At 43.6% G+C, this 20,894-nt stretch carries 11 protein-coding genes and 4 pseudogenes; 6 read left to right on the top strand and 9 right to left on the bottom strand.

Going from position 1 to position 20,894, the window contains the following annotated elements; genetic code table 11:
* Nucleotides 1–20: 20 nt before the first annotated feature.
* The 4 genes and pseudogenes from RS130_RS07190 to RS130_RS07175 all read left to right on the top strand — a co-directional run bounded on the left by RS130_RS07190 (nt 21) and on the right by RS130_RS07175 (nt 6,708).
* Nucleotides 21–2,465, top strand: a pseudogene (locus RS130_RS07190) (TonB-dependent receptor).
* A 142-nt stretch (nt 2,466–2,607) separates the two neighbouring features.
* Nucleotides 2,608–3,989, top strand: a pseudogene (locus RS130_RS07185) (5-methyltetrahydrofolate--homocysteine methyltransferase).
* A gap of 336 nt (nt 3,990–4,325) precedes the next feature.
* Complete coding sequence (locus RS130_RS07180) at nt 4,326–5,708, top strand: alkaline phosphatase PhoX (protein ID WP_316025382.1); 1,383 nt, start codon at nt 4,326–4,328, stop codon at nt 5,706–5,708.
* A complete protein-coding gene (locus RS130_RS07175; RefSeq protein ID WP_316025381.1) occupies nt 5,695–6,708 on the top strand; it encodes a CobW family GTP-binding protein in 1,014 nt (337 codons plus the stop codon). Before RS130_RS07180 ends, RS130_RS07175 begins: the two co-directional genes overlap by 14 nt.
* Before the next feature lie 149 nt (nt 6,709–6,857).
* Here the strand turns inward: RS130_RS07175 and RS130_RS07170 are convergent.
* The 3 genes and pseudogenes from RS130_RS07170 to RS130_RS07160 form a co-directional block, all read right to left on the bottom strand.
* A pseudogene (locus RS130_RS07170) lies at nt 6,858–10,568 on the bottom strand (proline dehydrogenase family protein); the annotation flags it as partial.
* Nucleotides 10,569–11,104: 536 nt separating this feature from the next.
* Nucleotides 11,105–12,222 (bottom strand): annotated as a pseudogene (locus tag RS130_RS07165) (glycoside hydrolase family 88/105 protein).
* Nucleotides 12,223–12,680: 458 nt separating this feature from the next.
* Nucleotides 12,681–13,661 carry a transposase gene (locus RS130_RS07160; protein WP_316027994.1) on the bottom strand — a complete coding sequence of 327 codons (981 nt, stop codon included), beginning with the start codon at nt 13,659–13,661 and terminating at the stop codon, nt 12,681–12,683.
* 162 nt (nt 13,662–13,823) lie between these two features.
* On the opposite strand from RS130_RS07160, the gene RS130_RS07155 reads away from it, so the two are divergent.
* A complete protein-coding gene (locus RS130_RS07155) occupies nt 13,824–14,846 on the top strand; it encodes an IS110 family RNA-guided transposase (RefSeq protein ID WP_316025380.1) in 1,023 nt (340 codons plus the stop codon).
* A gap of 469 nt (nt 14,847–15,315) precedes the next feature.
* Here RS130_RS07155 and RS130_RS07150 read toward each other — a convergent pair whose 3' ends face one another.
* Complete coding sequence (locus RS130_RS07150; protein WP_316025379.1) at nt 15,316–15,948, bottom strand: NAD(P)-dependent oxidoreductase; 633 nt, start codon at nt 15,946–15,948, stop codon at nt 15,316–15,318.
* Nucleotides 15,949–16,051: 103 nt separating this feature from the next.
* Between RS130_RS07150 and RS130_RS07145 the strand changes: the two genes are divergently transcribed.
* Nucleotides 16,052–16,960 carry a LysR family transcriptional regulator gene (locus tag RS130_RS07145; RefSeq protein ID WP_316025378.1) on the top strand — a complete coding sequence of 303 codons (909 nt, stop codon included), beginning with the start codon at nt 16,052–16,054 and terminating at the stop codon, nt 16,958–16,960.
* Between the two features lie 249 nt (nt 16,961–17,209).
* Here the strand turns inward: RS130_RS07145 and RS130_RS07140 are convergent, their stop codons facing one another.
* From RS130_RS07140 to RS130_RS07120, 5 genes are all read right to left on the bottom strand, one after another.
* Nucleotides 17,210–17,578, bottom strand: a complete 369-nt coding sequence (locus tag RS130_RS07140; protein ID WP_316025377.1) for a MaoP family protein — start codon at nt 17,576–17,578, stop codon at nt 17,210–17,212.
* Nucleotides 17,579–17,756: 178 nt separating this feature from the next.
* Nucleotides 17,757–18,407, bottom strand: coding sequence for a cytochrome b/b6 domain-containing protein (locus RS130_RS07135; RefSeq protein WP_316025376.1), 651 nt, complete (start codon nt 18,405–18,407; stop codon nt 17,757–17,759).
* Nucleotides 18,404–19,342 (bottom strand): c-type cytochrome domain-containing protein, encoded by a 939-nt coding sequence (locus tag RS130_RS07130; protein ID WP_316025375.1) that lies wholly within the window; start codon nt 19,340–19,342, stop codon nt 18,404–18,406. The genes RS130_RS07135 and RS130_RS07130 overlap by 4 nt, the downstream gene beginning before the upstream one ends.
* A gap of 8 nt (nt 19,343–19,350) precedes the next feature.
* Nucleotides 19,351–20,172, bottom strand: coding sequence for a DUF1501 domain-containing protein (locus tag RS130_RS07125; protein WP_316025374.1), 822 nt, complete (start codon nt 20,170–20,172; stop codon nt 19,351–19,353).
* A gap of 52 nt (nt 20,173–20,224) precedes the next feature.
* Nucleotides 20,225–20,893, bottom strand: coding sequence for a DUF1501 domain-containing protein (locus RS130_RS07120; protein WP_316025373.1), 669 nt, complete (start codon nt 20,891–20,893; stop codon nt 20,225–20,227).
* Between the last annotated feature and the right edge of the window lies 1 nt (nt 20,894).

Genomic DNA, 20,894 nt, shown 5'->3' with positions numbered 1-20,894 from the left:
ACATTACTCACGAGGCCTAAATGTACAATATCTCCCGAATAGCAGCATTGGTAAGTTTGCTTTTACCTGCCAGTGCACTAGCGCAATCCCTAGAAGGAACAGTAAAAAATAGTGATGGGAAAATCATTGCAGATGCACTGATTAGAGTCGAAGGCAGTAATAAGCAAGCAACAACGGATCAGGCTGGGCGCTTTGTTATCAGTGATTTAGCCGCCGGCAAAAATGAACTTCACTTAGCTGTACTCAGGCTATGCTCACTTACATCAAGATATTGACTTAGCCAAAGATGAAGTAAAAACCCTCAACTTAACTTTATCTCGCTCTCCGATTGAAGTAATAGACATTGTCTCTACGCCGATTCACATGTCGGTCATGGAGATCGGCCGCGCCGGTTAACGTAATTGCCGGTGAAACATTACGTCGCCAACAAGCTGCGACCCTAGGTGACACCTTAGAAAAGATCCTGGTGTACAGAGTAATTTTCACGGCAATGTAGCCAGTACCCCCATTATTCGCGGCTTAAGTGGCCCTAGAGTACTGATCGCCCAAAACGGTTTAGACGTAAGTGATGTATCTCGAGTAGGACCCGACCACTCAGTAGCCGCCGAGTCATCTACGTCTCAGCAAATTGAAGTGTTACGCGGCCCAGCTACTTTGTTTTATGGCAGCGGGGCAATCGGTGGTGTTGTGAATGTGGTAGATGGCAGAGTACCTACCGATAGCACCACAAGGGGCGAATGGTTACTTGAGAATAGTTCGGTTAATGACCAAAAACTGGCCTCGTTTAACCTCACGACAGGTTCGGATTCGTTTGGCGTATACGCTGATGGCTATTGGCGCAAGTCAAATGACTATGAGGTACCCGTTGCAGCAGATGCAGACCACGAAGAGCACGATGAAGAGCACGAAAGTCACGACTATGTAGTTGAAAACAGTGCCGAAGAATCAAACGGCTTTACTTTTGGCGCAAGTTACTTATTTGACCAAGGTTATGTTGGCCTTGCTGTTGAACAATTTAATCGTGAATACGGCGTTCAGGCCACTCCCATGGCGACGCTGAAGAAGACGAGCACGAGCATGATCATGACCACGAGCACGAAGAAGAAAGTGTATATGCAGATCTTGAGCAAACCAAAGTTCAACTATTAGCTGAATACAATGTTAAAAATGATTGGATAAAACAAATCAACTTACGCAGTGGTTTTACAGATTATGAACATGCCGAAATCGAAGCGGGTGAAACCGGCACTTTGTTTGAAAATGAAACCCAAGAGTTAAAGCTAGATATTATTCAAAATACTATCGCTGATTGGAACGGCGGCGTTAGCTTTCACTACAAAAATAGTAAGGTAGCTGCCGAGGGAGAAGAAGCCTTTACTCCTCCATCTAAAGCACAAACTATCGCGCTGGCCCTTATGGAAGAGAAACACATTGGCGACGTGTTACTGCAATTCGGTGCACGCCTAGAACGTGTCACTTTAGAAGCAGACAACGTGCTATTGCCTGCTTTAGAAACCCATGCCCATGAAGAGGAAGAAGCTGATGAGCATGACCACGATCATGCAGACGAAGAAAGCACTGTTACTCGCGTATTCGCAGTAGACCACAAGTTCACCCCAGTAAGCGTGTCTGCCGGTTTAGTTTGGGAGTTCACCGAAGGCTACAACCTAGGACTTTCTCTTTCTCGTTCACAGCGAGCACCTTCAGCTGCCGAATTACTATCCTTTGGTCCACATATTGGAACAGGCAGTTATGAAGTGGGGGCTTTGTTTGGGATGCATCAAGAAGAGGGTGAAACCCATATTGAATTAGCAGAAAAAACGATTGATTTAGAAACCGCTAACAATATTGATTTGACCTTACGCAAAAGCCAAGGGGACTTAGCTTATGTCTTTAATATTTTTTATAACCAAGTAGATAATTACTTCTACCAAATGGATACTGGCCTATTTGCCGAAAGTGGTCACGACCATGATCACGGTGCAGAAGAATCTGCAGACGAACATAGTGACGAATTGCCAGTTTACATTTTCCAGTCAAATGATGTGATTTTACATGGTTTTGAAGCGCAAATAGCTTGGCAGGCTACGAGTGAATTCAAGGCAACTGTATTTTCAGACTTTGTTCGGGCACGCCTAAAAGATGGTGGCGATCTACCACGTACCCCTCCCCTTCGACTTGGGGGGCAGTTTAGCTACGAAAATGAAAAGCTAAGTGTCCACTTAGATATCACCCGTTATCAAAAGCAAGATCGTATTACCTCAGTAGAGACAGTCACCGATGGTTATACCATGGTAGATGCCAGCATTTCTTATGATATCCCTATGTTCAACCAAGACATGGCCGTATACCTAGAAGGCAACAACTTAACCGACACAGAAGCTCGGGTGCACACTTCATTTATCAAAGATGTCGCGCCAAGACCGGGTAGAAACATAGCGGTAGGCGTTCGAGGTTACTTTTAATACACACCTTACCAACTCAACATAAATACCTAAAGCCAATCCCCTTGAATGGCACGCACTTGGTGAGTCAAACCGCCAACCGTGCCACTTCAAGGCATACAGGTATATACAGAATTACATTTACTGAATAAAGGAATACACAATGAAAAAATCTTTTCCGCTCAATTTACTAACCGCGACTATAGCCAGCTTACTGCTTTATGGTTGTGGCGATGCAGAAACCACTATTATCGAAAAAGATCCCATTGTTACCGATGATGATCATGACCACTCTGATGATGAATACACAATTGAATCTATGGGCCGCCTTGCCATATTGTCAGGCGACAGTAACGAAGCTGCAATCATTGATCTAGATAATAGTGAACTGCTAGATACCTTCTCATTAACTCATGATTCTAACAGTCTGACAGCCTCTGCTGATTACCGTTTTGCCGTTATCGTTAGCCGTAACAATGACTATGTTGGCTTTATCGATGGAGGCATGTGGCGCGAAGATCATGTCGAACATTTGCATGATTACGCACAATCCCCCAGATGAATGACTTAACGCTAACCGGCAGCCGCCCAACTCATATCGTTAAGCACGATGGCCACACTGCAGTGTTTTATGATGGTGATGTCAATTCAAGCACACCGGCCGCGGTGCAAGTGCTAACAGATACCGATATCAGCACTGAAATTTCTGATATCGCCACTTTAGACTACACAACGAACATGCACGGCGTTGCCGAACCAATAGGTGATTATCTGTTATCTACCGTACGCAGAGATGATGCAGAAAGTACCTCAGTAGCAAAAATATTGCCTGACCAAGTAGCGGTTTATCATTTACATGACAACGAATACGAACAAGAGCAAGTGTTAGATGTGTTATGTCCTGATTTGCACGGTGCCGCCCAAAACGGCCACTATGTGTTGTTTGGCTGCTCAGACGGAATACTAGCTGCCCATGCCCACGATGATGAATACGAAGCAGAAAAAATCCTTAATGTCGCTAGCTTAGATGGCTTACGTATAGGCAGTATTTATGGACATGAAGAAAGTGAGACCTTTATCGGTATTGCTTCTGGTCATGAAGCAGGTGAAGCGATTCTTCTCAAAATCGATCCAGAAAATGCTGAAATGGAAACATTAGAATGGCAACCTGACGCTGATGCGAGTCCAGTATCTTATGCATTTGCCTATGAAGGGGAAGCCTTTCTAGTATTAGACAGTAAAGGCTTTCTGAATATATTAACGCCCCATGATCACGATGGTGAAGTCCATTGGGAACTAGCTACAAGCATAGATATATCTGAAGAAGATGTTAGCACTATGCCAGAAGGCATGTCATTTAGCATGACAGTTGCTCAAAATGGTCAATATGTCTATGTATCTGATCCCATTGCTCAGCATGTACTGCAAATCCACATAGAAGACATGGAGATTGAAGGCGACATTGAGCTAGACTTTGCACCTGATAGCATTACATGGTTAGGCATAGCCGAAGAAGCTCATGACGATCACGACCACGCTCACTAGTTTTCACTTCCCAACTAGTGGCTAAGATCTGGCGAATTGGATCAGGCACCGCACCTGATTCAATTCGTCATCTCAATCGCGAGGCTTAGCTCCCGCTTTGAGTCTCAAAAACATTACCACTAACACAGCTAATGCTAGGGACAAATCATGAGTAACACAGTGCCAGCAATCGCACTTTATCTTTGTTTAAGTACACTACTGGGATGCACTGCAACAGTGCCCCGAAGACGTTAACACTAAGAACCTAGAAAAACTCAGTAAACGCTGGAATAAGAATATATTTATATTACCTAATCCCATGTATGGATCGTGGTAAAAACGGATAGGAAAAAGAATATGGTAACTCGTAGACAGTTTAATCAAGGCATGATTTCGATTGCGTTAAGTGGCTTGGCAACACACTTAAAGGCAGCCAACTCAGCAGGTGCGGGTTTGCCATCAAGCAACGACAAATTACCTAACCATCTAGTCCCCGATACAAATGGCATTCTCGACTTACCTCCGGGATTTAGCTACCAAGTCATTTCTCAATTGGACGAAACCATGAATGATGGACGACAAGTACCTGATCGTGCTGATGGTATGGGCTGTTTTGCCGTGGATAACGACCGAGTCGTTTTGATTAGAAACCATGAGATATCGCCAGCCAAACATCCAGTCGCAGCAACGAAGCAAGTGACTCAAGCGTTATCAACAAAAGCTTACGATAGTTACCCGTCAGGCGAGCCACTGGCCGGCGGTACCTCAAGTATTGTTTACAACCTAAAAACCAATCGGGTGGAACAGCAATTTATGTCATTGCTTGGCACTATTCGAAACTGTTCTGGTGGCCTTACGCCTTGGGGGAGCTGGTTAACCTGTGAAGAGTCGGTGGCGACTCCGTCTGACACTATCGGTAAAGAGCATGGATACGTTTTTGAAGTGCCCTCCCAAGCACGAGAATTAGTTGCCGCCAAACCCATTAAAGCCATGGGAAGGTTCAACCATGAAGCGACGTGTATTGACCCAGCCACGGGTACGGTATACTTGACCGAAGACCGACAAGATAGTTTGTTTTATCGCTTTATTCCTAACCAACCAGGCGATCTGCATGCTGGAGGTAAATTACAAGCCTTAATGGTAACAGGTAGACCACAATTTGATACCCGCAATGGTCAAACTCCCTATATGCAAGAACAGCAACAATATGCCTGTGAATGGCTAGATTTAGAGGATGTAGAAAGTCCAAAAGACGACCTACGCCAGCGAGGTTTTGCTCAAGGAGCAGCCCTATTTGCTCGTGGTGAAGGGATCCATTTTGGCACTAACGACATGTATTTTTGCTGTACCAGCGGCGGTAAAAAGAAACTCGGTCAAATAATGCAATACATTCCAACGCCTTTGAAGACAGGACAACCCCGTAGCGAACAAACAGGTACCTTATCTTTATTTGTTGAAAGCCATGATAAAGCCACATTTAACTACGGTGACAACATTGTAGTTACTCCCAATGGACACTTATTGGTTTGTGAAGACCAGTACACCAAAACGGTAAACAACCACCTTAGAGGGATCACTCCACAGGGAGAAATATACGACTTTGCAAAAGTGCACTGGCAAACCGAACCGGCTGGAGCGTGTTTTTCACCCGATGCAAAGGTACTGTTTGTTAATTTATATTCCCCCACCACTACTTTAGCTATTACGGGTCCATGGGATAGTTTCTATGCACAATATTGAGCAAGTTCCTACTAATATCATTACGGGAGCGCTGGGCGTCGGCAAAACGACTTTAATCCAATCCTTACTGGCGCAAAAACCACCAGAGGAGCGCTGGGCAATATTAGTCAATGAATTTGGTGAAGTGGGTGTAGATGGTGCGCTATTGGCTCATCCCGATAAAGACAAAATATTTATTAAAGAAGTGCCCGGAGGTTGCATGTGTTGCACCTCTGGTTTGCCGATGCAAATAGCCCTCAATTTTTTACTGGCGCGAGCAATGCCTCACAGATTGCTAATAGAACCAACAGGCCTTGGACACCCTAAAGAAGTACTACAAACCCTGAGCGAAGAACACTATCAAGATGTGTTAGATATTCGCTCTACTCTTACACTGATAGATATTCGTAAACTTAGCGACAAACGCTGGCGAGCCCACCAGCCATTCCAAGAACAATTACAAATAGCGGACCATGTTATTGTCACTAAGGCAGATTTATACCAAGAGGATTTACTGCCAGTACTCACCGATTATCTCACCGAGATAGGCCATACTGGTATACCAGTCAGTTTCGCCAAACAAGGTCAAATCAACCCACAACTGTTGCGCAGTCATTCTAAGTACCGCTGTCTTAGCACTGAACACAGTCAAGGCCATGAGCACTCGCATCAAATAGATTCAATTCAAAGCATCGCAGCACCTAAAACAGGCTCGATTAAAATTGAAAACAGTCGTGATGGGTATTACTCCTACGGTTGGATTTGTGCCCCCACTGAGCGATTTGACTTTAACACAGTGATGGATACTTTCAGCCCATTAGCAGTCGAACGTCTAAAAGCGGTATTAATTACCGACAAAGGCATCATGGCCTGTAATTTAAGTGATGGCAGTTTATCGGTAAACATGAGCGAGTTAAATGACGCACCAGATTCGCGGATAGAGTTTATTTGTAACGACAAACAACAGGCCATTCAAACCTGTCAGTTAATTGAAAGTGCTTTTGCGCTAAATCAAGCGTAAGCAATCTACCAATAGATATACACTTATGGCAAATACCAGCTTAAATTTAATTTCCCCACAAAGCGTCCTGTAGTAAAAACTGAACGTTTTTGCTTTTCTCGGTGTGCTCAGCAGTCTTTGCGGGGAAAATATTTTAACTTAAACTTCTAATCATCATCCTCAACGAGGGTCATCAAGGACGTATTGCCACCGGATGCAGTGGTGTCAATGCTGATGGTCTTTTCAGTTAACAATCGTTGGATCAAGTTATCGTTATACTCAGCGGTGATGACCGGTAGAATAGCGCCTTCACGTTGAGATAACTTTTGTGCCATGTAAGCACTTCGAGTACTGTTACTGTCGATAACCACCCCGGCGAGTTTATCTTCACTTAATAAGGCATCTAAGTGTTCAAGTTTAGCTACTTGCAACACACCTTCTGGCGAGCCTGTGGCAATAAATTGATTACGAAAAGCAATGGCCTCTTCGTAGAATAAATCAGACACTACCGAAATGACTACGTTACCTGTGGCTAACGCCGTGACAATAGATAACGCCCAATATTCGAAAGTAACGTTTTTATCGGCGAAACAAACCAAAATACCTCTTGGTTCATAATATAAAACGTTCGACTCACCAGTTGGCCATAGCAATACTTTGGGTTTTCTCAAGTGTCTTTCAATGCTAATCAGTTGCGAACGGGCGGTAGATAGGGTTCTATTTAAATCTTCTGCCAGTTCGTCAACGATATCTACGTTGGATATTTTAGCTAGTAATTGACGCACTGCAGAAATTCGTGTGTTTAGTACCGTCAAGCGCCATTCGCTTTCCGCAGACGCCGACTTGAGCATAATGTCGTGGGCCTGTTTGATGGCTTGAACATCACTTTGTAATGCACTATCTTCCACTGGCAGATCGTCAGAGTCATCTTTGGGTGTCGCTTTTTCAATCATTAAACGTGGTAAGTAGTTTGGACCGCCTGCTTTGGGTCCCGTTCCCGACAACCCTCGTCCACCAAATGGTTGAGAGCCCACAATGGCACCAATCATATTGCGATTAATGTATACATTGCCGCAACGAGATAACTTAGCCAATTCGAATGCGCGGGCTTCAATACGAGTATGAATACCCATAGTTAAGCCATAACCTGTGGCATTAATGTCTTGTATTACTTGTTCTAAATCATCTGCTTTAAAGCGCACAATATGCACACATGGTCCAAACACTTCTTTTTGTAACACCTTAATGTTGTCAATTTGGTACAAACGTGGCGCAAAAAATGTTGCCTTGTCTGCAACTGTAGAAATGTCACTGGTGTATAACAACGTCGCTTTATCTTGCATTTCTGCTACATGATTATTCAATGTTGTTAATGCTTTTTGATCGATAACGGGCCCTACATCCGTTGAGAGTAAAGCAGGATCTCCCACCTGCAACTCTTGCAAGGCACCTATCAACATTTCGGTCACGTTGTCGGCAATTTCTTCTTGTAAAAACAAAATACGCATAGCAGAACATCGTTGCCCAGCACTTTGAAAACCCGACGAAATCACGTCATCAACGACTTGCTCGGGCAAAGCAGTAGAGTCGACTATCATGCAGTTTTGCCCACCGGTTTCAGCGATAAGAGGCACTTGTTCACCTCCTCGGCTGGCCAAAATTTGCGAAATCAACGTGCCTGTTTGAGTCGAACCGGTAAACATCACCGCTTTTATACGTTCGTCTGGAATCAAGCTTTCACCCACTTGCGCCCCGGGACTAATCACGACTTGCACCACATCTTCCGGCATCCCCACAGACTCCATTAATTCAATGGCTCGTAAAGCAATCAAACTTGTTTGTTCAGCAGGTTTGGCAACAACTGTGTTACCCACGACTAAAGCGGCGGCGACTTGCCCTAAAAAGATAGCCAATGGGAAATTCCATGGGCTAATACATAACACCACACCACGAGGCGAAAGCCTATCGTCTTCGGCTAGTTCCTCGGCGCGCGCTGCGTAATAGCGACAAAAATCCACCGCTTCTCGTACTTCATCCACCCCATCTTTTGTCACTTTACCGGCTTCTTTGATACATAAGCCGATTAGCTCATCCATATGCCGTTCAAGTATGTCGCTGGTGCGACGCAATAGATTGGCTCGTTCAACAACAGGGGTTTGCGACCAAGCAGCAAACGCATTCTGCGCTTTGTCTAGTTTGGCTAACATTTGTTGGCTATTTTGGTATTTATGATAACCAATGATTTCACTATTATCGGCGGGATTACGCACTGCATGGCAATCATCAGGCACAGTGTCTTCGGCTATTCTGTTCTCACTAAACCAACGGTCCAACGAATATTTTAGGGGTACTAGCGCATTGATATCTGTCACGTCCAAGCCCTTAGCGTTATATCGTTCGTTACCGTATAAATCGATTGGCTTAAGAATTTGCTCATTGTATTTGTGTTTAAGCCGTTGCGTCTTTTCAACAGGATCTTCGAGTAAAGATTCTACGGGCCGCTCTTCGTCAACAATGGCATTAACAAAGGACGAATTAGCGCCATTTTCTAACAAGCGACGCACCAAATAAGCCAGTAAGTCTTCGTGATCTCCTACCGGGGCATACACTCGGCATTGAATATTGTCTATGGTCACTATTTGGTCGTACAAGGTATCACCCATGCCATGCAAGCACTGAAATTCAAATCCTTCTTTATCATCACCGGCTAGCTCTAAAATGACTGACGCGGTGTAAGCATTGTGGGTAGCAAATTGTGGATAAATACTGTCGCGATAATCTAGTAAGCGATTGGCGCAAGCGTGGTAAGACACGTCGGTAGAATACTTGCGGGTAAAGACGGGAAAATGATCTAGGCCATCTTTTTGCGCGTTTTTAATTTCTGTGTCCCAGTAGGCCCCTTTAACCAAGCGCACCATCATCATGCGGCCTACTTTTTTGGTTAGTTGACGCAACCAATCAATCACATATAAGGCACGTTTTTGATAAGCCTGTACCGCTATACCAAAACCATTCCAGCCATTCAAATCTTCGTCACTGAAGACTAATTCGATAATATCTAAGGAAATATCCAAACGCTCAGATTCTTCAGCGTCAACCGTTAACCCAATGTCGTACTTTTTGGCCAATAAACATAACTGTTTTAACTTGGCTGGAATTTCGGCTAATACCCGCTCACTATGAGTAAATTCATAGCGGGGATGAATAGCCGATAACTTAACTGAAATACTCAGGGCTTTTGCGAGGGCCTTTGCCAGCCGCAGCTTTGCCGATGACTTCGATGGCGTTAGCGTAAGCGTCAAAATACCCTTGTGCATCCTCAGTAGTTCGGGCTCCTTCTCCTAACATGTCGTACGAATACACGTAACCATTGCGCTCTTTTTCTTGCGCTCTGATAACGGCATCGTCAATGTTTTCGCCCATCACAAACTGGCGTCCCATAATCTTCATGGCAATGTTCATTGCCTTGCGAATGACGGGTTCACCAACACGCCCAATAAGTTGTTTGAGAAGACTAAAATGTTCTTTTTGGCGTTTATCGGCATAATTCACCATGCTGCCGGTCATTAGCAAGCCCCAAGATGACGCGTTAACAAAAAATGAATCGCTGTTGCCTAAATGCGGAGTCCATTTCCCTTTGGACAGTTTATCGCGGATCAATTCATCTTGAGTCGCTTTGTCGGGTACTCGCAGCAGGGCTTCGGCCAAACACATCAGCACAACACCTTCTTCTGACGACAATGAATATTCATTTAATAACGCATCGATTCCGCCGTGTCCTTGTTGCTCCCGACGAATCCGCAATACCATGGTACGGGCTCGTTCCCATGCACGACTGCGAGCACGCATATTGACTTCGGCATCCGGTAAAATATGGTCAACCGCTAGATTTTCTTCGATTCGATAAAAGTCTCTGATTTGCTGGCGAATAGGACAATCAGTAGTTAAGTTACCGTTAAATAACATGGTTCACCTCAAGAATGTGTAGTAGAAGAGCAATGACGACTAAGGTAATCACTGGATAAGAATGGCAATGCACTAACGTATCGCAGATAGGGCCACTTTTCAAAGCAAGTCGCCTCAAGTTCACAGAAACTTACTACTTAACCTGATATTGAGAAAAGCCGAGCCTCTCACAACGATCTTTTTGCGTCTAGCTGCGTTGGATTTTCTAGCAATAGTCAGTTAAAGCAAAGTTATCGCAGTATAAAATGGAATAAACTAAGAATAGTATTGCGCCGTAAAGCATACAAAGGGGTTGTCATCGAACTGTAAAGGTAAAAACAGTAATACACTGAAATAGGCCCTTAGTAGTATAAACACGATGGCAGTCACCCCGACTATTCTCAAATTATTACTAATATCCGGTGCTGCCATCCACTTTGCGCCTATTGCTTCAGCTTTTTGCTTGTCCTGCCTATTGCCGTAATGGCGTTTTAAACAATTCTTGTTCTAACGCTTGAGCACTGACCTCAATAGCTTTGGCTAGCTTTTCAGAAGGTTTAATAGGTACGGGCTGTATACCACCTAATAGTTTATATAACTCGCTACCCGCTGCTAAGAATGCTCCGCTTCCGTAAACTTCGGTTTTGTCGGACCAAGCTTGACCGGGTGCTGCACCTATAGGCTGCACATACCCCAACATGCCCTCGTCGGTAATATGGCTACTTAAAGCCTTCCACGCTTTCAAAATACTAGGCAAATACTGTTCTTTAGGCAATAAACCGTTGTTGACGCCCCAAGCCAAGCCATAAGTAAAAACGACGTGCCACTCGTTTCTACTGTGGGGTAGTTTTGTCCGTCTAATAAACTCATAGACCAATGCCCCCGCTCCATTTGAATATCTCGTAAGGCAGCAGTCATGCGCAGATAGATATTTTTAAAATAGGCATAGTGTTTTGAATCGGGCTCCAGTTCGTCCATTACCAATGTTAAACCTGCATAAACCCAACCATTCCCTCGTCCCCAGAATACTTTTTGGTTATTAACCAATTTACCAATATAACTGTTGTCTCGATAATACAAACCTTCAGCCGGATCGTAGAGGTGATCGGTGGTGGCTTTAAACTCTTCAACCATCCAGTCTAAGTACTTTTGGTCACCAGTAATATTTGACATTTTTGCCCACACTGGGGGTGACATGAATAAAGCATCACACCAAGTCCAACGTTCTAAGTGCTTATAATTATCTAAGGTGATGGGCTGCTGGCTTGGGTGAGCCATAATGTAGTCAAGGCTTTGTTGGGTAGGCATTAACATTGCCACGTCGTTGTAACGGCGATATAAATCTAGATACAGTTGGCCGACTATGTGATCATCGGCATGATACATTCTACGGTGCAATTTCCATTCGCCCTGCTCTGCAATACTTCTTAACCACGCTTGGTATCTAGGGTCGCCGGATATACTGGCCCACTTCAGCATGCCTACATACAAAGCGCCATTGGTCCAATCTAGAATGTGGTGAGGTTTATTTCTTTTGGGGTTAAATACATCGCGAAAGTGTTCAATTTGCCAATCAGCTACACGCTGCATATCTAGGGCAATATCGGTGGCTTTTACACTAATAGTCGTCGCTGTTTTATCTAGCGGTTTTTGAGCACAAGCGACCAATAAACAGGTGATGCCAATAAAAACTAGAAACTTATTTATATTCTTCATGTCCGTTTCTCCGTGTTGTTCTTATGTATTTTATTTTCTAACTCAAGATAGTAACTTACCCTAAATTGAAGTGACAAGTGTTGATAAAATAACTCTCCCAATTGAGACACCCATAGTAGTAACTCTCCCAATTGAGACACCCATAAATAGCAATGGCTCTTAAACCATCTCAGCTCCCGCTTTTCTAGTCCATTCGGTTTAAATTATGCGCCAGACAACTCAATTGACGATGTTAACGGGTATGATGACGTGATTTTGTGGGGTGTGGTGAATGCTAGGCGTGCTAATTCTCAACAGCGATGTTGATGAGGTTTGTTACTTTGGAAAAAAGGCTAAGCGTGTTTGAGTAGGGCTTTGGCTTTACCTATGCCTCGTATTTTTTGATGTTGGGTATGTAGGCTGAAGTTTCGCATTAAATGTTCACTGCCTACAGCGTAACAAAAGTGTTTTTCGAATTCGGTGGTTAAGGTCAACCATTGTTCGTTGTTTAGGCCTAGCCTTTGTAGAATGGGCTGTTGCTGTGTATCGATTAATCCTGACTTATCATCTCTGATAACACGACCTGTGGTGTCGATGAGGTCGCAGTAATCTTTTAGTGAAAAAGCGATGCCCCTCGGCATGTTTTGCTTGGGGTTGCCAACAAATGGCATTAAACCTTTGGGTTGCTGGTGGTGTCTCAAAGCTTGTATCCGAGTTTGAATACTGGTGTGGTCAGAGTCCTCAGGTGTGTTGGCCATATTGGCGCGAATGGGGTTTAAGTCCACGTAAGCCATGCAGGCCAGTAGGGCTGATTTATCGAGTAGTGCTTGAGACTTAAACCGTCCTTCCCAGAATCTGCCTGTGCAGGCATCTTCTTTGTTGGCTTCTCGGGCTATGTACTCATTAAGATTACGCATCAACCAACTGATGTCATACAAACGCATCCGGTAAATTTCAACGGTTTCTAGAAGGGTGTGCCGCTCACTCTTGCTCAACGTGTCATCTCGCATAAACCGCTGCGACAACAAGGTGCCTTTATGCAGTTGATGCCAGCGAACGAGCACTTGTTTCACCGTCCAGCCCTCAGCCAAGGGTTTGTTCACGCACAGCACCACATGAGTATGATTGCTCATCACCGCATAGGCGCAAATATCAATAGCAAAGATGCGGCTTAAATGAAGCAAGCGTGTTTCAACCCAAGTCCGCCTATGTTCATAGCTCTGGCCTGTCAACGTATCTTCACCACACAAAAATGAACGGCGAACACAGCGCGAAACACAATGATAATAAGGGGTGTCGACTAAACTGATTTGGCTTTTACGAGACTGAGGCATCATGGCCATCCTTGGTTGAATCACTACCCATTAGTCTAGTTCAAATTGCGGATTCGTCGAATTTAATCATGGGTGATGAGATGGACGCTCCAAAGTAGCAACGGCGTCAAAATGGCGCCAAACTGAATGTGTAAACAACAGTTAATTACTAAGGAGTGTCCTGTGAATAATCTTAATACTATTTCCATCGATTTGGCAAAAAATGTCTTTCAAGTAGGTGTGTTTTCACCCCAGCATAAAATGCAAAGTAATCAACAGCTCTCTCGTCAGAAACTGGCACCTTTTATGGCTAAGCAAGAAAAAGCCATTGTGGTTATGGAAGCCTGCTATTCAAGCCACCATTGGGCGCGGCTGTTTGATGGGATGGGGCATATCGTGCGTTTAATTCCTGCCCAACACGTTAAACCTTTTGTGCGAGGGAATAAGAATGACCGTAATGATAGCATCGCGATTGCGGAAGCCTCTTGGCGCCCTAACATTAAATTTGTGCCGCTTAAATCTGTGGAGCAACAAGACATTCAAGCACTGCATCGTATTCGCGATAAGTTGATTGCCAGACGAACCAGTATTATTAATCAAACACGAGGGCTACTTAGCGAGTATGGCGTGATTATCCCTCAAGGCTTAAAAAGCTTTACACTGCATATTACCGCCCTTATTGACCCAAAAGATGAACGTATTAGCCTACGAATGAAACACCAGCTAAGAGACACCAAGGAAGAATACGACCAACTCAGCAAGCGCTGCCAGTCTATTGAAAACGAGTTAAAGCAATATGTTCAACAAAACCCCCTATGCCAACGATTAATGACGCTACCAGGTGTAGGCGTGCTTAATGCCACCGCATTATATGCAGCAATTGGCAATGGGAGTCAGTTTGCAACCCCTCGAGCATTGTCGGTATGGTTAGGTGTCACTCCTAAGCAATATGCCAGTGGGGAAAAGTCTTTTTATGGCGGTATTACCAAACGCGGTAATCAATATTTACGCAAACAACTCATACATGGTGCGCGCAGTGTGATGTATCGCACAAAAAACCGAGATGACAAATTGTCCGTATGGGTAAAACAACTAGTTGAACGACGTGGCAAGAACAAAGCGGCGGTAGCACTGGCCAATCGTCTAGCCCGATTAGCTTGGATATTATTACAGCGAAATGAAAACTATCAGCCGGTAGCTAGCTAAATATCAAGCCTAATATGATAAAACGATATAGATAAAATACACAATCAAAGTCGACGAAAAATGATGTAAAAGCGGGTTTCCCGCACTTAGCAACAGTCTGTACGAGACTAGGTTTTTAAAACCGAGTGGGTGTTTGAGACAGTTAAGTGCGGATCTCATTAGGGCCAGAGAGTACACCAATAACCTCACTCTCATAATAGGCCGGATATATGTCAGTACGACCCTTAATTATTTATCGTCAGAGTTGATGTGCTAATAAAAATAAAGAAGTAAACATCTTCAAATTGAAGATGGAGGCAAATATTGCCTTGACCATAGCGGAGCGTCCATATATGTCTTGATTGGGGGGATGAGCAGTTAGGCATATGGGTAGAGAGATTTATGTTTAGATTTTTACTTAACGTGTGATGACGCACCACATGAGTGGGCGCCATATAGAATGGATGTTCGGTCGCCTAATACAGGTCTTTTAATAAGCTACACTAATACGCTGATTTAGGTGTGCTGCATTTTCGGCCTCGTCTAGCATAGCTAAGGCGTAATCCGTTACCGAAATCTTACTTTCGCCTGCATCATTAGTAAAAAACTCATCTCCGCCGATTCGGTAGGCCCCCTCACTTTCTCCTGGGTAAATGCTCGCAGCTGGACTGACGAAGGTCCAGTTCACTGAGCTAGAGGTATGTTTAAACTTATCCAGAGCTTCACCTTGAGCTAAAGCTTCTGCTTTGTATTCCGCAGGAAAATCTGGAGTCGTAACTAGTTGCACACCTGGTGCAACTTCTAAACTGCCAGCTCCACCAACCCAGAGTATACGGTTTTTACTGCCGTCAAGTGCAGTTAACAACCTCTCTGCTGTATCTGCGACCAATTCGTGATTACCGGCTGCTCGCCCACCAATGGAGGCTATAACCAGATCAATATTTTCCAGTACTGGTGTAATATCTTCTTGGCTTTGTAAGTCAAAGACACGCACGTTTTTAGTATCCTCAGGCACTTTTGCTGCATCACGCACAATACTAATGACGTCATGGCCTCGTTTGCTAGCCTGCTCTACAATGGTGCTGCCAATCCAACCTGTTGCGCCTAAAACTGCTATTTTCATTATCTTTATTCCTATTTGTTGAGTGAATAGAAACAGTTTACTTGCATCAATTTTGCTAATAAATACACTAGTTTGATACAAATTAATTCACTTTAGGTTACTAATGGATAAAATTACGGCGATAAAGAGTTTTGTAGAAGTAGCTCGTTGTGGCAGTTTTACCAAAACTGCTGAGCATTTATCTCTCAGTCGATTACAGGTAACACGTCACGTCCAAGAAATTGAACAATGGTTGTCGCTTAGGTTGTTTCATCGCACAACTCGTAAAGTCAGCTTGACTCTACAAGGCGAAGAGGCATTAAGTTACTGCCAACAAATACTCAGTACTGTATCTGATTTACAAAGTCGAGCTCATAGCCACAATCATGAACTAGTGGGCACCATTAGAATTGCCTCTCCTATTGGTCTTGGGCAATATTTATTGTTTGATATGGTTGAACAGTTCACCAGCATGCACCCACAGACTAATATTCAACTAGTCTTGTCTGATAATTTGTCCCAACTAGTAGATGAAAGAGTCGATGTAGCCCTGCGCTATATGCAACAACCTGACGAACATCATATTGCTCGCAAATTAATGCATATTGATAGTGTGTTATGCGCCTCTAAAGCCTATTTAGCCAGTTCGCCATTATTGGATAAACCTGAAGATTTAGGCAATCACAATTGTCTAGTTCACACCAGTGCCACCAAATGGCGCATCACCTCAAATGGCATTAATGAACAAATTGTGCCTAAAGGTAATTTGCAAGCGAACGAAATGAGTGTGTTAGTTAAAGCGGCTGTTAGGGGGATGGGAATAGCAAATATACCTTGTGACTTAGCCAATCAACACCTGCAAAGTGGTGAGCTTATTGAGGTTTTGCCCGAATACTCTTCGCCTGGGCATAATTTATGGGCTGTGTATTTATCTCGCAGTTATCAGCAAACTGTGGTGCGAGCTTTTATTGATTTTTTAGCGGAATCTTGGCATAGAGACATTAAAAAGTGCGGCGATATCAATCCATATTGATAAGTAATCTCAGAATACATCCAGCTGCTTTTGTACAATATTTGGCGAAGCAGCAATGATTGTTGTCGTCAATTTCAACAACCCAAGGCAAAAGCCGCTGGAGAGTTTTCGTCAGATGAGTACTAAATGAGCTTAATCTGTGGCGTTCAAATTCAAAATCGGCTGCTAGTCATCCAGTAAGCAGAGCTAGCGCCTTGATTTAGTTCATTCACATTTCGCAGAGTAAGAGCGTATCAACACGGATCAGTATTACACTTCCACTTCTAAATCATTCTCGTCGTAGTCTTCATTGTCAGGATAATCCAAAGTTGATTTTGATGCAGAGCTATATAACGTAAAGAAATTGCGTTTGGTACGCGATAAACGCACATACTTAACCCAAGTTTTTTCTACTCTAGTTTCAGCTTGCGCTTTACCCATCATCACCTGCACAAAACGTTTTTCTTCGTCAGTTTCAGGTGACAACTCACCCATTTCAAGTCCTAGTAAACTTTGACCATAAGCACTTAAGATGTCAGATTCAGTGATACTAAAATCACCGGATTTTTTGAAACCGTAGTTAAAATTAACAGGATCGCTGTAAATTTTACTGCCGAGTCGAATATTAATAGAATTCATTAATCTGCTCCTGAAAATCTGCTGTTTCGTTGATGTTTAAAACAGGCTTGTTTTAAACAAAAATTACAGAAAATAAAAACAAATTATTTTTTTCATCACGACAAGTTTTTTTGAAGATAAAAAATAGCACTATATAGCTTACACGCTATACCCCAATGATGGCCCCCAGCAAGCAGTTTCATATCACTAAAATCATGACGGCTAATGCGGCAACAAACAAGAGTAACAGTGCTTTAATCGAACTCACAAATTTCAGATTTTGGTATTTCCCGGCTTGTTCTTTAGGTTTTTCTCCCGTGAACATAGCTTTAACTAGGTTTTCCTTTTTCACTAACACATAAAAGAAAACAGCAACGAGATGTAGCCAGATGGCCGCCAAAATAAGATTAAAATTCCAAGCATGTAATTGCGTAAACCAATCAGAGAGCTGTTTTGATATCCCGTCGGCTAATGGTCCGGTAAAACCCAAGTCATTGTTGCTGTATAAACCTGAAAGAGTCTGCAGCAATAACAATCCTAGCAACACCACAACCATCCACGCTCCAGCCGGATTATGGCCACTGTGATGTTCAGCGCTTAATTTCAAAGAGGCCTGTAAATATCGAATCGCTTTATTAGGGGAGGTAATAAAATGACTAAATTTAGCCGTGGTTGAACCCACTAGCCCCCACATCAGCCTGAATATAATTAAGCTCAACAAGCTATAGCCAAATATTTCGTGAGCTAAAATCCAGCGGTTTTCCATAGTCAGCCAAGCACCAAACACGCAAATAACAATCGCCCAATGAAACAGACGAATAGCACTGTCCCAAACTTTAACTGAACTCATGATGATTTCTCCACAACGACCACTTTAACCCCACCAGCCGTCAATAATTCTACCTGTTCAAGTGTGATCAAATGTTTATCTATCACTAGATTCTCCAATAAAGGTAACCTCGCTAGTTTGTCTAGGCTAGCCGGAGTTATGGCTGTCCCAACTAAGTTAACATTGGCAAGGTTTTCCATTTTCGCAATCACCTCCATAGCTGAATCGCTGATGGCTGTATGGCGCAAATCTAAGGTAGTAATGCCATCAGCGACAGCTGCAAAATCAGCGATAACTTGATCATTAAATTTTTCTCGCAAAATTAAACCAGACACAATTAACTCATCAGATGTGCGCGCTGCATAATGCAGACAGGTGGGATACTTTTGTTGCAATACTTTTACTGCTGGCGCTAATGGCGCTCTGGCTAGCTCAATTGCATGCCAGTCTATTTGGGTAAATCTAATATCTCGTACTTTGGCTGGTGCATGTGGGAAGCTATCAGCGGTTAACTGCCCCGACGCTCCTTGCACTAGCCATTGCTTAAGCACTTCTAATTCGTCAGCGGTTTGCCTATCTCGGCCATAAGGGGGCATAGCCAAGCGATTTTCTGCTGGTAGCAACATTCGTTGTAATAGAAGACTGTTTTCACCACCCGCTAGTATGTCTCCACTTTTACCGCCAAAACTGGTTTGCCTGAAACTATCTAAACGCAAATGCCCTTTTGCTTTATTGTCATCATGACACCCAATACAGTACTTTTCGAACACAAGTTGCACTCGGTCATTATAAAAAGAGTCATCGGCGGCTTGCAGCCTAACTGACAAACCTAGTGTTTCTTTCACTAGCTGTTTTAGCTCTGCATTTTGTTGAACCAAAAACACAATGACAGTTAAAGTACATAACAAAACCGCGCTGAAATATTGCTTAACAGTGGGGTGCATTAGATTGCTCACTCGTTCACCTAAGCCAATATCTGCGAAATAATATGCGCTTCGTTTACACCCGTAAGACCTTGATTAAGCCCTTGGTAGCGGTAGGTAAAAGACTTATGGTTAAAACCTAACAAATATAAAATTGTGGCGTGAAAGTCATGAATACTCACTGGATCTTTTACTACTTCGTATCCCATTTCGTCGGTCTCCCCATGTGAATAGCCCGCTTTCACACCGCCACCAGCCATCCACATAGTATATGCATTTGGATGATGATCTCGTCCTGCGAAGGCATTATCTTGGCCGCCACGATTTTCTTGCATGGGTGTACGTCCAAATTCTCCGCCCCACACAACTAAGGTGTCTTCTAACATGCCTCGTTCTTTTAAGTCCGACAACAAGGCCGCGGTAGCTTGGTCAATATCTTTACACTTATTTTTAAAACCATGAGTTAGCGATTCACCTTGGTTGCTCCCGTGGCTGTCCCACCCATAATCAAATAATTGAATAAAACGCACACCTCTTTCTGCCAGTCTTCTAGCTACAAGGCAATTATTGGCGTAACTTGAACCACCCGCTTGCGCTCCGTATTTAGCCAAGGTGTTTGGATCTTCTAATTTGATATCAAATGCATCCGACGCTTCGGCTTGCATGCGGTACGCCATTTCATACTGAGCAATACGCGTTAAGGTTTCGGGGTCGCCCATTTCATCAAAATGTTGTTGATTAAGTTTAGAGATTGCATCAAGCACATGTCGACGTAAGGGACGACTCACCCCTTTGGGATTACTCAAATATAAAACAGGGTCTCCTTGTGAACGACATTGCACGCCTTGATAAGCACTAGGCAAGTAACCAGCCCCCCAAAGCTGTTTACCACCGTCTGGTGCGCGCCCCCAGAAATCAGCGATATAAAAGCCTGAGTAAATTTTGATTCACACTCCCTAAACCATAAGTCGCCCAAGACCCTAATGATGGGGCGCCTGAACGAGCATTACCGGTCAGGGATAGCAACTGAGCTGGGGCGTGATTGAACTGGTCGGTATGCATAGACTTGATGAAACACATGTCATCCACATGTTTTTCAAGGTGAGGCAAGCGATCCGAAATCCAAGTTCCGCTTTCACCTGCTTGATGAAAAGGAAATTGTGGCCCAAGCAACTTAGGCACCCCAGAAATAAATGCAAACCGTTTACCTTTCAAGAATGATTCTGGAGACAATTTACCGTCGTATTTTTCCAGTTCTGGCTTGTAGTCAAACAATTCCAGCTGACTAGGCGCACCAGCCATATGCATGTAGATAACTCGTTTAGCTTTAGCCGGATACTGCGGTGGTAACGGCGCTAAGGGAGTGCTTAGAGGGCGCGAATAATCAAACTGATTGCCACCACTAGCATGAGCCGGCGCAGCCATAGACGCAATAAATGCCCCGCCTAACACTGCGCCGCTGTTTTTGATAAATTCACGACGAGTCTGCGCTTTTATTTTAGCGAATTCTAAGGCTTGTAATTCGGCATCGCTGGCGTATTGATTTGAACTTATATTAGTGTTGATATTAAAAAAACGTTTCATA

This window comes from Paraglaciecola aquimarina (genome assembly GCF_032464635.1).
GTDB lineage: Bacteria > Pseudomonadota > Gammaproteobacteria > Enterobacterales > Alteromonadaceae > Paraglaciecola > Paraglaciecola aquimarina.
Note: the sequence above shows the minus strand (reverse complement) of the source record. Positions and strands in the feature narration are given on the sequence as shown.